Source organism: Photobacterium proteolyticum, from assembly GCF_001939735.1.
Lineage (GTDB): Bacteria > Pseudomonadota > Gammaproteobacteria > Enterobacterales > Vibrionaceae > Photobacterium > Photobacterium proteolyticum.
The window spans coordinates 37,357-52,359 of record NZ_MJIL01000053.1; the positions used below are offsets into that span (position 1 = coordinate 37,357).

At 53.3% G+C, this 15,003-nt stretch carries 18 protein-coding genes; 8 read left to right on the top strand and 10 right to left on the bottom strand.

All coding sequences use genetic code 11. The features are described from left to right. Nucleotides 1–3: 3 nt before the first annotated feature. The 4 genes from tusC to fkpA all read right to left on the bottom strand — a co-directional run bounded on the left by tusC (nt 4) and on the right by fkpA (nt 2,533). Nucleotides 4–360, bottom strand: a complete 357-nt coding sequence (tusC, locus tag BIT28_RS07070) for a sulfurtransferase complex subunit TusC (protein ID WP_075762929.1) — start codon at nt 358–360, stop codon at nt 4–6. A gap of 23 nt (nt 361–383) precedes the next feature. Next, entirely contained in the window at nt 384–776 is a 393-nt protein-coding gene (gene tusD, locus BIT28_RS07075) for a sulfurtransferase complex subunit TusD (protein WP_075762930.1), read from the bottom strand. Then, nucleotides 773–1,495, bottom strand: a complete 723-nt coding sequence (locus tag BIT28_RS07080) for a helix-turn-helix transcriptional regulator (protein WP_075763041.1) — start codon at nt 1,493–1,495, stop codon at nt 773–775. Before BIT28_RS07080 ends, tusD begins: the two co-directional genes overlap by 4 nt. A 237-nt stretch (nt 1,496–1,732) precedes the next feature. Further along, nucleotides 1,733–2,533, bottom strand: coding sequence for an FKBP-type peptidyl-prolyl cis-trans isomerase (gene fkpA, locus BIT28_RS07085; RefSeq protein WP_075762931.1), 801 nt, complete (start codon nt 2,531–2,533; stop codon nt 1,733–1,735). 195 nt (nt 2,534–2,728) lie between these two features. On the opposite strand from fkpA, the gene BIT28_RS07090 reads away from it, so the two are divergent. Both BIT28_RS07090 and BIT28_RS07095 read left to right on the top strand, forming a co-directional pair. Then, a complete protein-coding gene (locus BIT28_RS07090; RefSeq protein ID WP_075762932.1) occupies nt 2,729–3,706 on the top strand; it encodes a WD40 repeat domain-containing protein in 978 nt (325 codons plus the stop codon). Between the two features lie 19 nt (nt 3,707–3,725). Next, nucleotides 3,726–3,947: a SlyX family protein gene (locus tag BIT28_RS07095; protein WP_075762933.1), complete on the top strand. Its 222-nt coding sequence runs from the start codon at nt 3,726–3,728 to the stop codon at nt 3,945–3,947. Between the two features lie 61 nt (nt 3,948–4,008). On the opposite strand, the gene slyD is transcribed toward BIT28_RS07095, so the two are convergent. The 4 genes from slyD to kefG form a co-directional block, all read right to left on the bottom strand. Further along, the gene (gene slyD, locus BIT28_RS07100) at nt 4,009–4,584 is read right to left on the bottom strand and encodes a peptidylprolyl isomerase (protein WP_075762934.1); all 576 of its coding nucleotides are present in this window, start codon (nt 4,582–4,584) and stop codon (nt 4,009–4,011) included. A gap of 135 nt (nt 4,585–4,719) precedes the next feature. Further along, nucleotides 4,720–4,929, bottom strand: coding sequence for a YheV family putative zinc ribbon protein (locus tag BIT28_RS07105; RefSeq protein ID WP_075763042.1), 210 nt, complete (start codon nt 4,927–4,929; stop codon nt 4,720–4,722). A gap of 53 nt (nt 4,930–4,982) precedes the next feature. Beyond that, nucleotides 4,983–6,785, bottom strand: a complete 1,803-nt coding sequence (kefB, locus tag BIT28_RS07110) for a glutathione-regulated potassium-efflux system protein KefB (RefSeq protein WP_075762935.1) — start codon at nt 6,783–6,785, stop codon at nt 4,983–4,985. Next, nucleotides 6,775–7,344, bottom strand: a complete 570-nt coding sequence (gene kefG, locus BIT28_RS07115) for a glutathione-regulated potassium-efflux system ancillary protein KefG (RefSeq protein ID WP_075762936.1) — start codon at nt 7,342–7,344, stop codon at nt 6,775–6,777. Before kefG ends, kefB begins: the two co-directional genes overlap by 11 nt. 238 nt (nt 7,345–7,582) lie before the next feature. Between kefG and BIT28_RS07120 the strand changes: the two genes are divergently transcribed. After that, nucleotides 7,583–9,508, top strand: coding sequence for an ABC transporter ATP-binding protein (locus tag BIT28_RS07120; protein WP_075762937.1), 1,926 nt, complete (start codon nt 7,583–7,585; stop codon nt 9,506–9,508). A 2-nt stretch (nt 9,509–9,510) separates the two neighbouring features. Beyond that, a complete protein-coding gene (locus BIT28_RS07125) occupies nt 9,511–9,975 on the top strand; it encodes a TIGR02444 family protein (protein ID WP_075762938.1) in 465 nt (154 codons plus the stop codon). A gap of 35 nt (nt 9,976–10,010) precedes the next feature. Here BIT28_RS07125 and BIT28_RS07130 read toward each other — a convergent pair whose 3' ends face one another. Continuing rightward, on the bottom strand, nt 10,011–10,610 hold the full coding sequence (locus BIT28_RS07130) for a LysE family translocator (RefSeq protein ID WP_075762939.1): 600 nt from the start codon (nt 10,608–10,610) through the stop codon (nt 10,011–10,013). A 126-nt stretch (nt 10,611–10,736) separates the two neighbouring features. On the opposite strand from BIT28_RS07130, the gene BIT28_RS07135 reads away from it, so the two are divergent. The 4 genes from BIT28_RS07135 (at nt 10,737) to BIT28_RS07150 (ending at nt 14,494) form a co-directional block, all read left to right on the top strand. Then, entirely contained in the window at nt 10,737–12,137 is a 1,401-nt protein-coding gene (locus BIT28_RS07135) for an aminotransferase-like domain-containing protein (RefSeq protein WP_075762940.1), read from the top strand. A gap of 19 nt (nt 12,138–12,156) precedes the next feature. Further along, nucleotides 12,157–13,128, top strand: coding sequence for a hydrolase (locus tag BIT28_RS07140; protein WP_075762941.1), 972 nt, complete (start codon nt 12,157–12,159; stop codon nt 13,126–13,128). Between the two features lie 147 nt (nt 13,129–13,275). Next, nucleotides 13,276–13,494, top strand: a complete 219-nt coding sequence (locus BIT28_RS07145) for a YheU family protein (RefSeq protein WP_075762942.1) — start codon at nt 13,276–13,278, stop codon at nt 13,492–13,494. A 130-nt stretch (nt 13,495–13,624) separates the two neighbouring features. After that, nucleotides 13,625–14,494 carry a phosphoribulokinase gene (locus tag BIT28_RS07150; RefSeq protein WP_075762943.1) on the top strand — a complete coding sequence of 290 codons (870 nt, stop codon included), beginning with the start codon at nt 13,625–13,627 and terminating at the stop codon, nt 14,492–14,494. 85 nt (nt 14,495–14,579) lie between these two features. On the opposite strand, the gene BIT28_RS07155 is transcribed toward BIT28_RS07150, so the two are convergent. Further along, entirely contained in the window at nt 14,580–14,984 is a 405-nt protein-coding gene (locus BIT28_RS07155) for an OsmC family protein (RefSeq protein ID WP_075762944.1), read from the bottom strand. Nucleotides 14,985–15,003 lie beyond the last annotated feature (19 nt).

The window sequence follows — 15,003 nt, forward strand, 5'->3', positions numbered from 1 at the left end:
GCCTCAGAAACTTAGAATTCGCCGACACTGATGAAGTTTAGTCGTAATATCTGCCAAATCGACTACATCGACCTCTATAACCAGCTCACTGTCTTCGATACAACGCTCATACAGCGACTGACGACAAACGTAGATATTCTCGACATCATAGAGATCCAGCATCTTAAAGGTCGCAATATAGTCACGACACAATATTTGTCCTGGCTGCTGGTTGGCCAGCAGTTGGAAGACACCGTCGCCGATAAAGAACACACTGATATTTTCACAGTATGCCGATGTCGCCAAGACGGCATCCAGCCCTTCACGGCCGCTGCTGCTCCCATGGGGGGCACTCTGAAATACAAAGCCTAGCGATTTCATAGGTTCTCTTTAAAAGGTAAGACTTAAAACTGAATAACCCGATCGGCCGTTAGCATCGCCTCGGCAAGCCCGCCTAGCCCGGCCTGCTCAAACCCCGCGGCCAGATTATGCCCCGGCAAGCTATTTTGCTGTGCCTCCTGCTCGCTGATAATCCCGCGGCGTAATGCCGCAGCCACGCAAGTCTGGAGTTCGATTTGATTGCTTAATGCCAACTGCTGCCAGCCTGCGACCAGGTCAAACTCATCCGATGCCGGTGCCGACAGGGATGAACCGTTATGGACACCGTCCTGATAGAAAAATACCCGCGACAGCCGATGCCCCTGTTCAATCAGTGCCTCGGCAAACAGAAAAGCCGAGCGGGCAGCCTGGGTGCCATATGCCGGCCCGTCAACCACCAGCACATAATTCAGGCTCATTTTTCGCCATCCTCAGTCTTACGCTGGCGGATATACAGGTATACCGTGTGCTTGGAAATATTCAGTCGCTCCGCCACGCGGTTAATCGCATCTTTGATATCGAAAATACCTTTGTCGTATAGCTCCATGACAATCTGGCGGTTCTTGGCGTTGTTAGACACATTCTTGTCGGCATTGATCTCTTCAATCGTTCGCTCGACCGTCTGATCAACCAGCTCGTCGACGTCGCTGGCAAAGTTAACGCTCGATGCAGCCTGCTTGGCTTCATCAGTCGGCATAAAGGATTGCAGGATCTGCGAGAAAGGCGCATCCAGATTGACGTTGATACAAAGCAGACCAATGACCCGGTCCTCGCCATTGCGTATCGCAATGGTGATCGACTTCATCAGATCGCCGCCCTTGGCACGGGTAAAATAAGCTCGGGAGAAGTTACGTTCCGAACCTTCGATATCTCGCAACATCCGCAACGCCAGATCAGTTATCGGCGATCCGACCTTACGCCCAGTATTTTCACCATTAGCAATTTTGATCGCCGATGTATTGAGATCGGCCAGTGAGTGCAAAACAATCTCACAAAACGGTCCGATCAGCGCTGCCAGGCCATCCACCACGGCCTCGTAAGAGCGTAAGATGATATAATCATGTTCACTAAACGCACGCGGCTCAATCAAATCACTCTCGATCATGACTTCAGAGCCAAAGTTATCTGTAGATACCACTGTCATATCTTCCTTGCTCAAACCATTTTATTTAGTTTCACCGTCTTCAAAGATCGTGAAAATAAATAGAACGGATAAAATTTCAAATCTTGCTTGCAAGTTTATCAGAATTTTGAAAGTAGCCTGAACTTTTATCTGGATATTCAACTAGCAGTATAAAGCAAAAAACCCGGCAGAAGCCGGGTTTTGTCTACTTATTATTCGATTTTGGTATATTTAACCTTAACGAACAATCGCTTACTGTGTTACTGCTGCTGGTTTTTCAGCCTTGACGATATCAAGCAGTTCAACTTCAAACACCAAGGTTGAGTTTGCAGGAATACTCGGGTTAGCCTGAGAACCATATGCCAGCTCTGGCGGAATAACAAACTTGAACTTAGAGCCAACCTGCATCAGCTGCACGCCTTCAGTCCAGCCAGGGATCACCTGGTTCAGAGGGAATGTCGCCGGCTGGTTGCGTTTGTAAGAGCTGTCGAACTCGGTACCGTCAGTCAGGGTACCCTTATAGTGAACCTTAACAGTATCGGTAGCTGCCGGCTTGTCACCCTCGCCCTGTGTTTCTACCTGATAAAGAAGACCAGAGTCTGTCTTCATCACGCCTTCCAGCTTTTCAAACTCGGAACGGTACTCTTCACCGGCCTTAATATTCTTCTCGGATTCTGCCTGCGCTTTTGCTGCCACGATTTCAGACACACGCTTGTCCAGGTCCTGAAGCGCCTGTTGCGTTTCTTCCGGTGTCATGCGGCTCTTGCCTGCAAATACATCGCTAACACCAGCCAGTACGTGCTCGCGGTCCAGCTCCAGACCCAGCTCTTTTTGCTGATCCAGGTTTGCCGACAAATATTGCGCCAGTGATGCGCCGATCGCATAGGCGGCTTTCTCATCCTCGGAAGCAAATGCTGCCGGCGTTGCCTCAGATGCTACCTGCTCTACCTTTGCAGGTTCTGCAGGTTTTGCTTCAGCCGCTTTTTCATCTTGGCAGCCTACAGCAAGTAGGATCGTAGCAGCCAAAACAGACATCTTTAGAACAGGTTTCATGTATTTCTCCATCAATCGATGAGGGAATGCCTCATTTTTATAATCGGCTTTTCACCATTGCTGTGAAAAGCGCGCTATATCAATATACTAATACCAACCGTATTAAGTCACTGCCTAACTATCATTTTTAATCAGTGACTTAATACGCTTGGCCACATTTTATCTCTTAGCAAAACAAACCGGAACCAGACCTTAATGCATAAAAAAATACAAGCCTTTAGCATTATTTTGGCACTGATTACCCTGACTGGCTGCTTTTTTTCGGGCTCAGAGGTCAAGCGCTGGTCTATTGCTCCCGAAGGTGCCACCAGCTTTAGCCTCAGCCGAGACGGCCGCTTTGCCATTCTGCACTCAACGGAACAAGGTATCGTGCTATGGGATTTACAGCAAAACAAAAAGTTAGCCGACTTTGGTTCTCAAGACCCACATCACAATACCGTTCTAACCAGCCGTATTTCCGACAACAACCGCTACGCTATTACCGCCACGGCACAAAACTTTGCGGTGTGGGACTTGGCATGGGGACGCTCAGACGGGCTTTGGTCCATATCGGACGGGATCATCCGTGATGTCGATATAGCAAGCAACGGTCAGCACATTCTGCTAGGACTCTCTAACGGCAAGGCACTGTACATCGACTTGGGCAGCGGACGGCGGCTAGAGTTCCTTGCCCATCGAGAAAAAGTTAATTCTGTTGCCCTGTCGGCCAACGGACAGTTTGCCCTGTCGGGCGGCAATGACTATTACGCCTACCTCTGGGATACCCGCAACGGTCAAATCATCTATCAGTTCGAGCATACTTCACGGATCAGCCGGGTCGCCCTTCAACGGGACGGCAAGCTGGCGCTCACCGCCGACGGCGGCAACGATGTGTTTATCTGGGATCTTAACAGCGGTGTGAAGCAGACCGAGCTGGCTGTTCGTCTGCGTCAGCAAAACTTGTCCAGCGCCCGGTTCTCGGATGACGGCACTCAGATCGCAACAGGCACCCCGGCGAGACGCATAGAATTGTGGGACAGCAAGACAGGCGGGAACCTCGGCCGCTGGGAAGCCGCACCGCAACAAGACACTCGACCACCGGCGGCAGTGGTGTATGATGTGGCCATTACCCCTGACGGACAGGTTATATCCGGCACATCCGCCGGCATTGCCCAGGCCTGGACCACAGATTAACCGCGGACATATTCGCCCTATGAGTGACATCGACAAACTACAGGCTCAAATTGACGAGCTGGAAATGAAACAGGCTTTCCAGGAGCAGACCATCGAAGATCTGAACCAGGCACTGACCAAGCAGCAGTTCTTGATCGACGAAATGCAGGTGCAGCTGAAATATATGGTCGGCAAGGTGAAAGGCATGGAGCCATCGAACATGGCCAGCGAATCCGAAGAAACGCCACCACCGCATTATTGATGATTCAAAAAAAACGGGAAGCCTGAGCTTCCCGTTTTCTATTACTGATTAAGCGCAGGGCTTAGTGAGAACAGCCGCAGCCGCCCTTCTCTTCGCCACCACAGCAACCGCCTTCTTCTTTGTGGTCGTGACCGTGGTCGTCGCCGCAGCTACCGCCACCACAGCAACCACCGCCCTGGTGAATATGACCGTGAGCGATCTCTTCTTCTGTTGCAGCACGCAGTGCAACAACTTCAGCGTTAAATGTCAGCGTCTGGCCCGCTAGCATGTGGTTACCGTCAACAACAACGTGGTCGCCATCAACTTCTGTTACTTCTACAGGAATTGGACCCTGGTCAGTATCCGCCAGGAAGCGCATGCCAACAGTGATCTCGTCAACACCCTGGAAAACATCTGCAGGTACACGCTGAACCATTTCAGCCACGTGCTCACCGTATGCATCTTCAGGAGCAACAGTCACTTCAAATTTGTCACCGGCTTCACGACCTTCCAGAGCCTTCTCAAGACCAACAATCAGGTTATTGTGGCCGTGAAGGTAATCCAGTGGTGCATCCGCTGTTGACTGGTCAACAACCACGCCTTCTTCAGTTTTCACTTGATAAGCTAGGCTTACTACGATGTCTTTAGTGACTTTCATGTTTACTCCGATAGGTAAATAGTACCGTTTCATTGTGACTATCTTGCAGACGCACAATCACGATGAAACGGCACTCAATATAAATCTCACCCGCATAATAACGGATAAAGGCACCTTGATGCCAATATCTGCTCGCTATTCGGGTTTAAAGATCCCAATTACTTGCTGCTTGGTCTGCGGGGAAAGCTGTTCACTTTCCGCTACAGATTGCGGCACCCGACGGTCGGTATGATGGCACTCCACGCACTCGACCATCTCGACGTCATTCTCTTGCCACCAGCGCAAGGTGTCTTGTTTTTTGCACTCAGGACACACCGCTCCGGCAATAAATCGTTTTTTTGCCATGTTACCCATTCCCTTACAACTGGCTGTTATGACAAACATTCATAACAGCCTGACTAGTCCCAACCATTGTGCCGCTCACGTTCACCGCGCATTTCCCGATCGAAAATCTCTTCCAGCTCTTTCCGGGCCTCTTTGGCCCGCGATGCCAGATGCACATCCTCGGAATGCTGCGGCAACAAATCCCGTAGCGCTGTTGTATCCAGTTTACGGAAATGTGCCTCGGCCCGCTTAGCTTTGTACGGGTGCATACCCAGAGATATGAGGGCCTGGCGACCTAAATCAAGGGCACCGGCAAAAGTTTCACGGGAAAAACACTCAACCCCATGGCTAAGTAGCTGATGGGCCTCAACCCGGCTTCTTGCCCGTGCCAGCACTTTGAGATTGGGGAAATACTGCTGACACAGAGTAACGACCTCCATCACTTCATCGGGCTCGTCGGTACAGATGATTATCGCCTCGGCCTTGTCAGCCCCTGCCGCCCGCAACAAGTCAAGCTGAGTGGCATCACCGTAATACACCTTGTAGCCGAACTTGCGCAGGAACTGGATCTGGCTCGGATCCCGCTCAAGCACCGTTACCCGGATCTTGTTGGCAAACAGCAACCGCCCGACGACCTGGCCGAAGCGGCCAAAACCGGTAATGATCACCCGTGGCTCACGGTCAATCACATCGCTTTCCAGCGACTCTTCTTCGGCCTTGAATGTCCGGATGAACCACTTGTCCTGAAGCAACAGGATCAGCGGGGTGGTCATCATCGAAATACTCACCACCACCAGCAGGAAAGCCGACAGCTCTTTACCGAGCAGTCCCTCACCCAGTGCCGCCGTGAACAGTACGAAGGCAAACTCACCGCCCTGGCTAAGGATTGCAGCCATCTGGCTGCGTGACTTGGCACGGATCCCAAACAAGCGGGCCAGTCCATACAGCAGCAGTCCCTTCACGCAGATCAGGGCGATAACGGCCAGCAGAATTTGTAACGGGTACTCCAGCAGCAGTCCGAGATTGACCGCCATGCCGACCGAGATAAAGAACAGCCCGAGCAACAGCCCCTTGAACGGTTCGATAGCAATTTCCAGCTCATGGCGATACTCGCTCTCGGCCAGCAGTACCCCCGCAAGAAATGTTCCCAGCGCCATCGACAGCCCCAGCGACTGCATACCAAGCGCAATGCCGATCACCAATAGCAAGGCAGCTACATTAAACAGCTCGCGAACACCACTTAGCACCACCCAGCGAAACAGCGGACGCAGCAGAAAGTGTCCGCCCACCAGCAGCGCCAATATGCCACCAATCATCCAGGCGAAGTCAAGCCAGCTTCCCCCGCCGCCGCCTGCCAGCACCGGCAGGACAGCCAGCATCGGGATCACCGCGATATCCTGAAATAGCAATACCGCAAACCCCGACTGCCCGGTTTCGCTGCCGTCGAGGTTCTGCTCCTCAATCACCCGTAGTGCAATGGCCGTGGATGAGAGCGCCAACCCCATGCCGACCACTGCGGCATCTCGCCAGCTGATGTCGGGAAGAAACGGCCGGCAGGCCATTACAATGGCGGCAATCACTATGCTGGTCACCACGACCTGGCTGCCTCCCAGCCCGAGGATCGGCTTGCGCATCTGCCACAGTTTCTTGGGGTTCAGTTCGAGACCGATCAGAAACAACAGCAGGACGACCCCGAACTCGGAGAAATGCAAAATGGCATCGACATCAGAGATCAGCCTCAGCCCCCACGGACCTATGGCGATACCGGCCAGCAAATAGCCCAATACCGAGCCCAGCCCCAGGCGCTGGGCGATCGGTACAGCCACAACGGCCGCCGCCAGGAAGACAACACTGACAGAAAGTACATCACTGGCCATAGTCAGCCTCCTTGCCGTCAGCCAGCGGATCGCTGAGCCAGTGACGATAACTCTGGACGTGTTGCTCAAGCTCTTGCGCCGGGATCCGTCTTGCCCAGTGCAATACCAGCGGCTCAAGCCACGTCATCTGACATAAATCGGCAGACAGCTCAAAAGGCTTTAGGATCTCCGCGATGCTACAGCGATTATAGCCGTCCGGGGTATAGGCCTCTGCCGCTCCGCCGGTGGTGATCACCGAGCGCCAGTATTTGCCTTTGGTCTCGATGCCATCGCCGTGCGCAAATCCCTTGCTTAATATCACATCCATCCACTCCTTGAGCAAAGCCGGACAGGAATACATATAGAGGGGATGCTGAAAAACAATAATGTCATGGCGGCGGATCAGCGCCCGTTCATGGTTTATATCGATGAAAAAATCAGGGTAAGCGGCATACAGATCATGTATCGTCACATGCTCGAGATCCTCTATTCCCTTGAGCATCTCATTGTTAGCCACCGACTCCTGCGGATCCGGGTGGGCATAAACTACCAAAATCTTTGGCCGTCCTTGTTTGGTCATAGTGTCCCTTACAATAACCTGCGGATTATTCCCTCAGGCGCAACGTCTATCATGATTTCTATACACATCATACATAATTGTACCGGCAGCGGATCACCTGAATCTCAATTCATAACCGCATCTTTCTCAATATAGCTCGGCGATTATCATCGAGTTAGCAGTCAGAGGCCGTTTGGTATAGACTGCCGCTCATTTCGTGCACTTTATTTTGCGGAGCGGGGCTACCCCGACACTGTCGATGATTACCTTTTCGGACATTCAGCTACTACGAGGCGGTAAAGCCCTTCTCGAGAACGCCACTGCCACCATCCATCCCGGCGACAAGGTCGGCCTGGTCGGAAAAAATGGCTGTGGTAAATCTACCTTATTTGCCTTACTAAAAGGTGAATTGAGCGTCGATGCCGGCACCTGCCAATTCCCTGCCAACTGGGAGCTGGCCTGGGTTGCCCAGGAGACCCCGGCACTGGAGCGTAGTGCGATTGAGTATGTGATCGACGGAGACCGCGAATACCGTCAGCTAGAGCAAGACTTAGCCGCGGCTGAGCAAACCAACAACGGCAATAAAGTCGCCGAGTTACACGGCAAGCTTGATACCATCGGCGGCTACAGTATCAATGCCCGAGCCGCCGAGTTGCTTGATGGCCTGGGTTTTTCCCAGGAACAGATGCAATGGAACCTGACCCAGTTCTCCGGTGGCTGGCGGATGCGCCTGAACCTTGCGCAGGCACTGCTTTGCCGCTCCGATCTGCTGCTTCTCGATGAGCCAACCAACCACCTGGATCTGGATGCCGTAATGTGGCTGGAAAAATGGCTCCAGAACTATCGAGGCACCCTGGTACTGATCTCCCATGACCGTGACTTTCTTGATCCGGTCGTCGGCCGCATCATCCATATCGAAAACCAGACCCTGAACAGCTACACCGGTAACTATTCGTCGTTTGAAAACCAGCGTGCAGAAAAACTGGTTTTACAGCAAGCCATGTACCAGAAGCAACAGAAGCAAATGTCGCACATGCAGTCGTATATCGACCGCTTCCGCTACAAGGCCAGCAAAGCCCGTCAGGCACAGAGCCGTATCAAGGCACTGGAGCGAATGGAGAAGGTGCTCCCGGCCCAGTTTGATAACCCGTTCAGCTTCGAGTTTCGCGAGCCGTCTGCCCTGCCCAACCCGATCATGATGATGGATGAGGTCGCGGCCGGTTACGGTGACAACCTGATCCTGGAAAAAATCCGCCTCAACCTTGTTCCGGGCAGCCGCATCGGCCTGCTAGGGCGGAACGGTGCCGGTAAATCGACCCTAATCAAGCTACTGTCTGGCGAGCTACCGGCCCAGGCTGGCGACCTGACCTATTCGCAAGGCGTCAAGATCGGCTACTTTGCCCAGCACCAGCTAGAGACCCTGCGACTTGATGACACACCGGTTCAGCATTTGGCGCGTATTGCCCCGCAGGCCACCGAACAGCAGCTTCGTGACTATCTCGGCAGCTTCGGTTTTGTCGGTGACAAAGCCCTCGATAAAGTCGGCCCGTTCTCGGGCGGCGAAAAAGCCCGCTTGGTACTGGCACTCATTGTATGGCAGCGGCCGAACCTGTTGCTGCTCGATGAACCGACCAACCACCTGGATTTGGATATGCGTCAGGCACTGACACTGGCCCTGCAGTCTTACGAAGGGGCCATGGTCATCGTCAGCCACGACCGCTACCTGCTGCGTGCCACCACCGATGATCTATATCTGGTCCATGACCGTCAGGTGATGCCGTTCGACGGTGATCTGAATGATTACCATAAGTGGCTCACCGAACAGCAACGCAACGAACGTCGGGAACAACAGGCTGCAAAGCCAGAAACCACCAAAGACAACAGTGCAGCTTCCCGCAAGGAGCAGAAACGTCTTGAGGCCGAGTTCCGCAAACAAACGGCACCACTGCGCAAGAAAATTGACAAGCTGGACAAGCAAATGGAAAAGCTGGCTACCGAAGTCGAGCAGGCAGAAACCGAACTGTCCGATCCGGCAATTTACAATGCCGAGAACAAAGTTCGCCTGAACGAGCAGCTCAAGCGCCAGGGGGATGCCAAGTCGTCACTGGAAGAGATCGAGATGGAGTGGATGGAGCTGCAGGAAGAGCTGGAAACAATGGAAGCCCAGTTCCAGGGTAACAGCTAATAATGCCTCATCCTGCTGTATTCTCGGCAGAGGTTTTTTGGCAGTTCAGCCTGAATCATTATGCTCGGGCTGGCGTCGAACATGCCTGCCTGACACTGCAAAACACCTATCAGGGCAATGTGAACCTTGCCCTGTTACTGCATTGGCTGGATACCCTGCATATTGAGCTGGCCGATCAGCAAATCCATGCCCTGATAGCCAGCCTTGTCGTCAGCGACAAGCAACTGCAACAATATCGCACCATGCGCCAGCGGCTAAAACCCCAGCTAGCCCCTGCGGGCTACCAGCTGTTGCTGGATTTCGAGCTGGAGCTTGAGAAAAGCCAGCAGCATGAGCTGCTCGAGCAACTTAACCTTTTATTGCCTTTACCGGCCCCTGCGGCAGGAACAGTGACAAGCAACAATCTGGCCCGTTACTGCCAGCAACTTGGGGCCACCTCACTGCTATCTCACCTTCAGGGCAAGTAGTACTGCTCTGGCAATACAATTCAGGACATCACCTTCTACCAAATCATTACCACGCAACCTGCCGTCAGCGCGCCCATCACACCATTGAATACCCGACGAGCTCTGCTGCTGTGCAGCCAACGTCCAATCATAGACCCAAAGCCAGCCCAAACTGAGACACTCGGAAAACAGACCAGAAAAAATACCCCTGCAACAAGTGTCGCTGATTGCCAATAGAGCTCTCCGGCTACCGTAAAGGTGCTGATCGCCGTCACAGACATCATCCAGGCTTTCGGATTGACGTACTGGAACATCGCCGCCGCCCAGAATGTCATTGGCCGACTGTCTGGCTGTTCCGTTCGGACCGCGGATCCTGCGGTAGCAATCTTCCAAGCCAGATACAGCAGGTACGCACTGCCGCACCAACGCAGTAGTTCATGCAATAGCGGAAAGCGGGTAAACACCACCCCGAGTCCTGCCGCTACCAGAGCAATCATCGATACCAGCCCCAGCCCTATCCCCATCATATGCGGCAAAGTCCGCCAATAACCAAAGTTAGCCCCGGAGGCGGTGACCATTAAATTATTCGGTCCAGGCGTTCCGGTCATCGTCGCCGCAAAAGCTGCCAAAGAAAGAATAAATTGCCATTCCCACACTGTCAGAAATCCTCCCCAACAAATTGTACCGATACAATTAGAGGTTTAAGTTGCAATAACTGACTCAAACGCTCAAAATGAACCCTAACAGCGGGATTAAATGAGATCAAAAGGTTTATTGTCACCATGACAATCATGAATATTGTACTGACACCCTCGACGGAGGATCACAAGGCCGAGCCCCTCTACCGCCAGATTGCCGATGCCATCGAGCACCAAATCGCATCAGGAGAGCTACCGGGGGGGCACAAACTACCGACCCACCGCGCCCTCGCCGATCAACTTAAGGTTACCGTAGGCACCGTCACCCGTGCCTATGCCGAGGCAGAACGACGAGAGCTGGTAGAGGCGCGGGTAGGAGCCGGTACATTTGTCTGCCAACAGGATGCACCGAGCTGGATCTATAGCTACTCCGCCCAGGAAGAAGAGGCCTGCAACCTCGGCCACAATATTCCCCCGTGTATTGACCGTGCCGGGATGCTGAAGCAAGCCATGGAAAATCTGTCCCGCCATCCCGAACAACTCAACCAGATGATGCTGTATCATGATCCGCAGGGGCTGGACGCCCATCGCAACGTCGTTGCCCGCTGGCTGCAAGCCAAAAGCCTGAATATCGACCCCGAGCGTATGCACTTCACCTCGGGGGGCCAGCATGCCGCCCAGCTGATCCTGTCGGCATTCTGCCGCCAGGGAGACACCGTGCTGGTCGAACAGGTCACCTATCCCGGTTTTCTGAGCCTCGCCAGGCAGCAGCAAGTCAACGTCAAGCCTGTTGCCCTTGATCACGAGGGGATCATTCCTGCCAGTCTCGAAGCGGCCTGCCGCCAGCATCAGCCGAGAATGCTCTATTGCACACCGACGCTGCAAAACCCGACAACCGCCACCATGAGCGAACAACGCCGCCGTGACATCCTCGCTATCTGCCGCCAGTACCAGCTGTTGTTGGTTGAAGACGATGTCAACGGTCTGCTGCCGCAGCAGCGCCCGGCCCCGATGGTTAACCTTGATCCGGAACAGGTCATCCATATCGGCGGGCTGTCAAAATGCCTCGCTCCGGGGCTGCGTTTGGGATATATCCAGGTGCCGCTCAACCTGCAACAGCGGCTCAACACCGCACTACACAACCACAGCCTGATGATCAGCCCCCTGCTCACCGGGCTGGCCTGCGAACTCATCCACAAAGGGGATGCCGACCGGGTGCTGCAGGATATCCACCACGATATCAACCAGCGCCAGCAGTTGGTGGAGCAGTATCTGGGGGATTTTGCCATTCAGCATACCCAGGACAGTTTTCATGTCTGGCTGACACTGCCTGACTACTGGCGGCTCAGTGACTTTGTCTCGGCTGCCGAGCAACAGGGCGTGATCATAAAGTCAGCCGAGATGTTTACCCCGCCGGGCGGGACGATTCCGCCTGCTGTCAGGCTTGCAATCAGCGCCCCCGTCACCCATAGCAAACTGGAACAGGGCTTGCTTATATTGGCAGAGCTGTTAAAAAAAGATCCCATGAATGACTTTCCCCTGTAACCGGGAAGAGGAGTTGCCGATGATGCCCTTTGAACCCGCTAGCGGGTTACGCAATGCCCACTTACAAACACTGCTGCCACGCTTTATTCGCCGCAAGCCGCTATTTACTCCGGTAGAGCAGCGGATAGAAACCCCTGACGGCGACTTTCTCGACCTGGCCTGGACAGGCCCGGCAGCACAGCACCCGGCCAGTAAACCCATCATGATTTTATTCCATGGCCTGGAAGGGAGTTTTCACAGCCCCTATGCCAACGGGTTGCTGCATGCCGCCGGCCAGCAGGGGTGGCTCGGGGTTATGATGCATTTTCGCGGCTGCAGCGGTGAAATCAATCGCCAGGCTCGCGGCTACCACTCCGGTGAAATCACGGATGCAGCATTCTTTATCAGTTGGTTACGCCAGCAGTTTCCCGACACGCCGCTATTTGCCGTCGGGGTATCGCTTGGCGGCAATATGCTGGTGAACTATCTGGCAGAAACCAATCATGAGTCAGAGCTTGCGGCTGCACAGGTCATCTCTCCGCCCCTGAACCTGGCTTCCTGCTCGGAGCGGATTCAGCAGGGCTTTTCCCGGGTCTACCAGCAATATCTGCTGGGCTCGATGAAAAAAAACCTCAGCCGTAAAATTGCTGCCCTGCCGGAAAAGATGCCGATAGCGGCCAGCAAGGTAGGAGAAATTCGGTCACTGTGGCAATTTGACGAGCAGGTGACCGCACCGCTGCACGGCTTCAAAGACGCCGCCGATTACTACCAGCGCTGTAGCGGCATCAATAAGCTCCAGCGCATACAGACGCGGCTGCGGATCATCCATGCCGCCGATGATCCGTTCATGACCTCGGCCGTTATTCCGACCCAGTCACTGCCCGAGAATATCGACTACCATCTTAGTCCATACGGTGGCCACGTCGGTTTTGTCAGCGGTTCGCTGCGTAATCCGAACTTCTGGCTGGAGAAAACCGTTCCCGAATGGTTTGAGCAAGTAATCAAAGAGTAGGTAAGAGTTGCAAGAAAAAGCAGGAGTACTCTGGCTCTGTTACTAAGATCTGTCAAAGAGCTCGGTTGCGGGGCCATATTACCGCTCTACAATTTATGAAATTAACAATATAATCAGCTATCCGTCTTACATGCAGATAACACCGCTATGATTATTCCCTGGCAAGAGATCGATCCGGAGACCCTGACAAACCTCATCGAGCACTTCGTTCTGCGCGAAGGTACCGACTATGGTGAAAGTGAACTGAGCATGGAGCAAAAAGTACAACACGTTCGCCAGCAGCTAGCCTCAGGTGATGCCGTGATAGTCTTTTCCGAGCTACACGAATCAGTCGACATCAAACTGCGCCGAGATCTGCACTCCTGACCCGCACCAACAGCCGTTAACCATACCGGGCCGCGGTATCATTTTTCACCTTGCAGCCCGAGTTATGCTTGACCTTCCCTCTCCAGCCTGTTAATAACTCTTTCCGTTAATGTTAACGACAGGGTTTGTCATGTCTGCAAAACATCCAATTATTGCAGTAACAGGGTCTTCGGGTGCTGGCACCTCCACCACCTCTGAAGCTTTTCGTAAAATGTTCAATATGATGAGCATTAACGCCGCCTGGCTAGAAGGGGACAGCTTTCACCGCTTTACTCGTCCGGAAATGGATGTCGAAATTCGCAAGGCCAAAGAACAAGGGCGCCATATCAGCTACTTTGGTCCCCAGGCCAATGACTTCGCCCAGTTAGAAACCTTTTTCCGCCAATACGGCGATGACGGCAGCGGCCAGTTCCGGCGCTACCTGCACACCTTTGACGAGGCCGTTCCCTACAACCAGATGCCGGGCTCTTTCACCCCGTGGCAGGATCTGCCAGAAAATACCGATGTCCTGTTCTACGAAGGGCTGCACGGCGGGGTTGTCGACGGTGAGGTCAATGTCGCCCAGCATGTCGATCTGCTCATCGGCATGGTTCCGATTGTGAACCTGGAGTGGATCCAGAAGATCGTCCGCGATACACGGGATCGCGGACACTCCCGCGAAGCCGTCATGGAGTCGATCGTTCGCTCAATGGACGACTACCTCAACTACATTACCCCGCAGTTTTCCCGTACGCATATCAACTTTCAGCGGGTACCGACTGTTGATACCTCCAACCCGCTTAGTGCCAAGGCGATTCCCAGTCTGGATGAGAGCTTCGTGGTGATCCGTTTTCGCGGGATCAAAAATGTCGATTTCCCGTATCTGCTGTCAATGATCCAGGGATCCTTTATGTCGCGCCACAATACCCTGGTGGTACCGGGCGGAAAAATGAGCTTTGCGATGGAGCTGATCATGCGGCCGCTGATCCAGCAATTAATCGAAACGGGTAAAATCGGGTAATAACAAAGGCCAATAACCAGAGTCGAGTAACGAGGTGCGAGAGGTGTACTTTCCGCTCTTACTCGATACTCGCCTCTCGTAACGCTTATGCCTTCACGACTTCGTAGGAGTGGGTCATTTCTACGCCCTCACCCAGCATCAGGCAAACCGAGCAATATTTCTGTAGCGAATCAGCAACGACTTTCCCGACCAGAGCCTCGTCCAAATCATAACCTGTAACCACGAAGTGAATGTTGGCCGAAGTAAAAATACGCGGTGCCTGCTCACGACGCTCGGAAGAAATCTGCGCTTCACAGGCCGTGATTTTCTGCCCGGCAGACTTTAATCCGTCGACCACATCGACCGAACTACACCCTCCTGCAGCCATGAGTACCATTTCCATCGGACTTGGTGCTTTTTCGCCCCCATTACCGTCCATTACGACGCTGTGACCAGAATTTGACTGGCCCAGAAAGGTCATCTCTTCGACCCATTTCACGCGTGATTGCATTGCTTTCTCCTTACTTAAA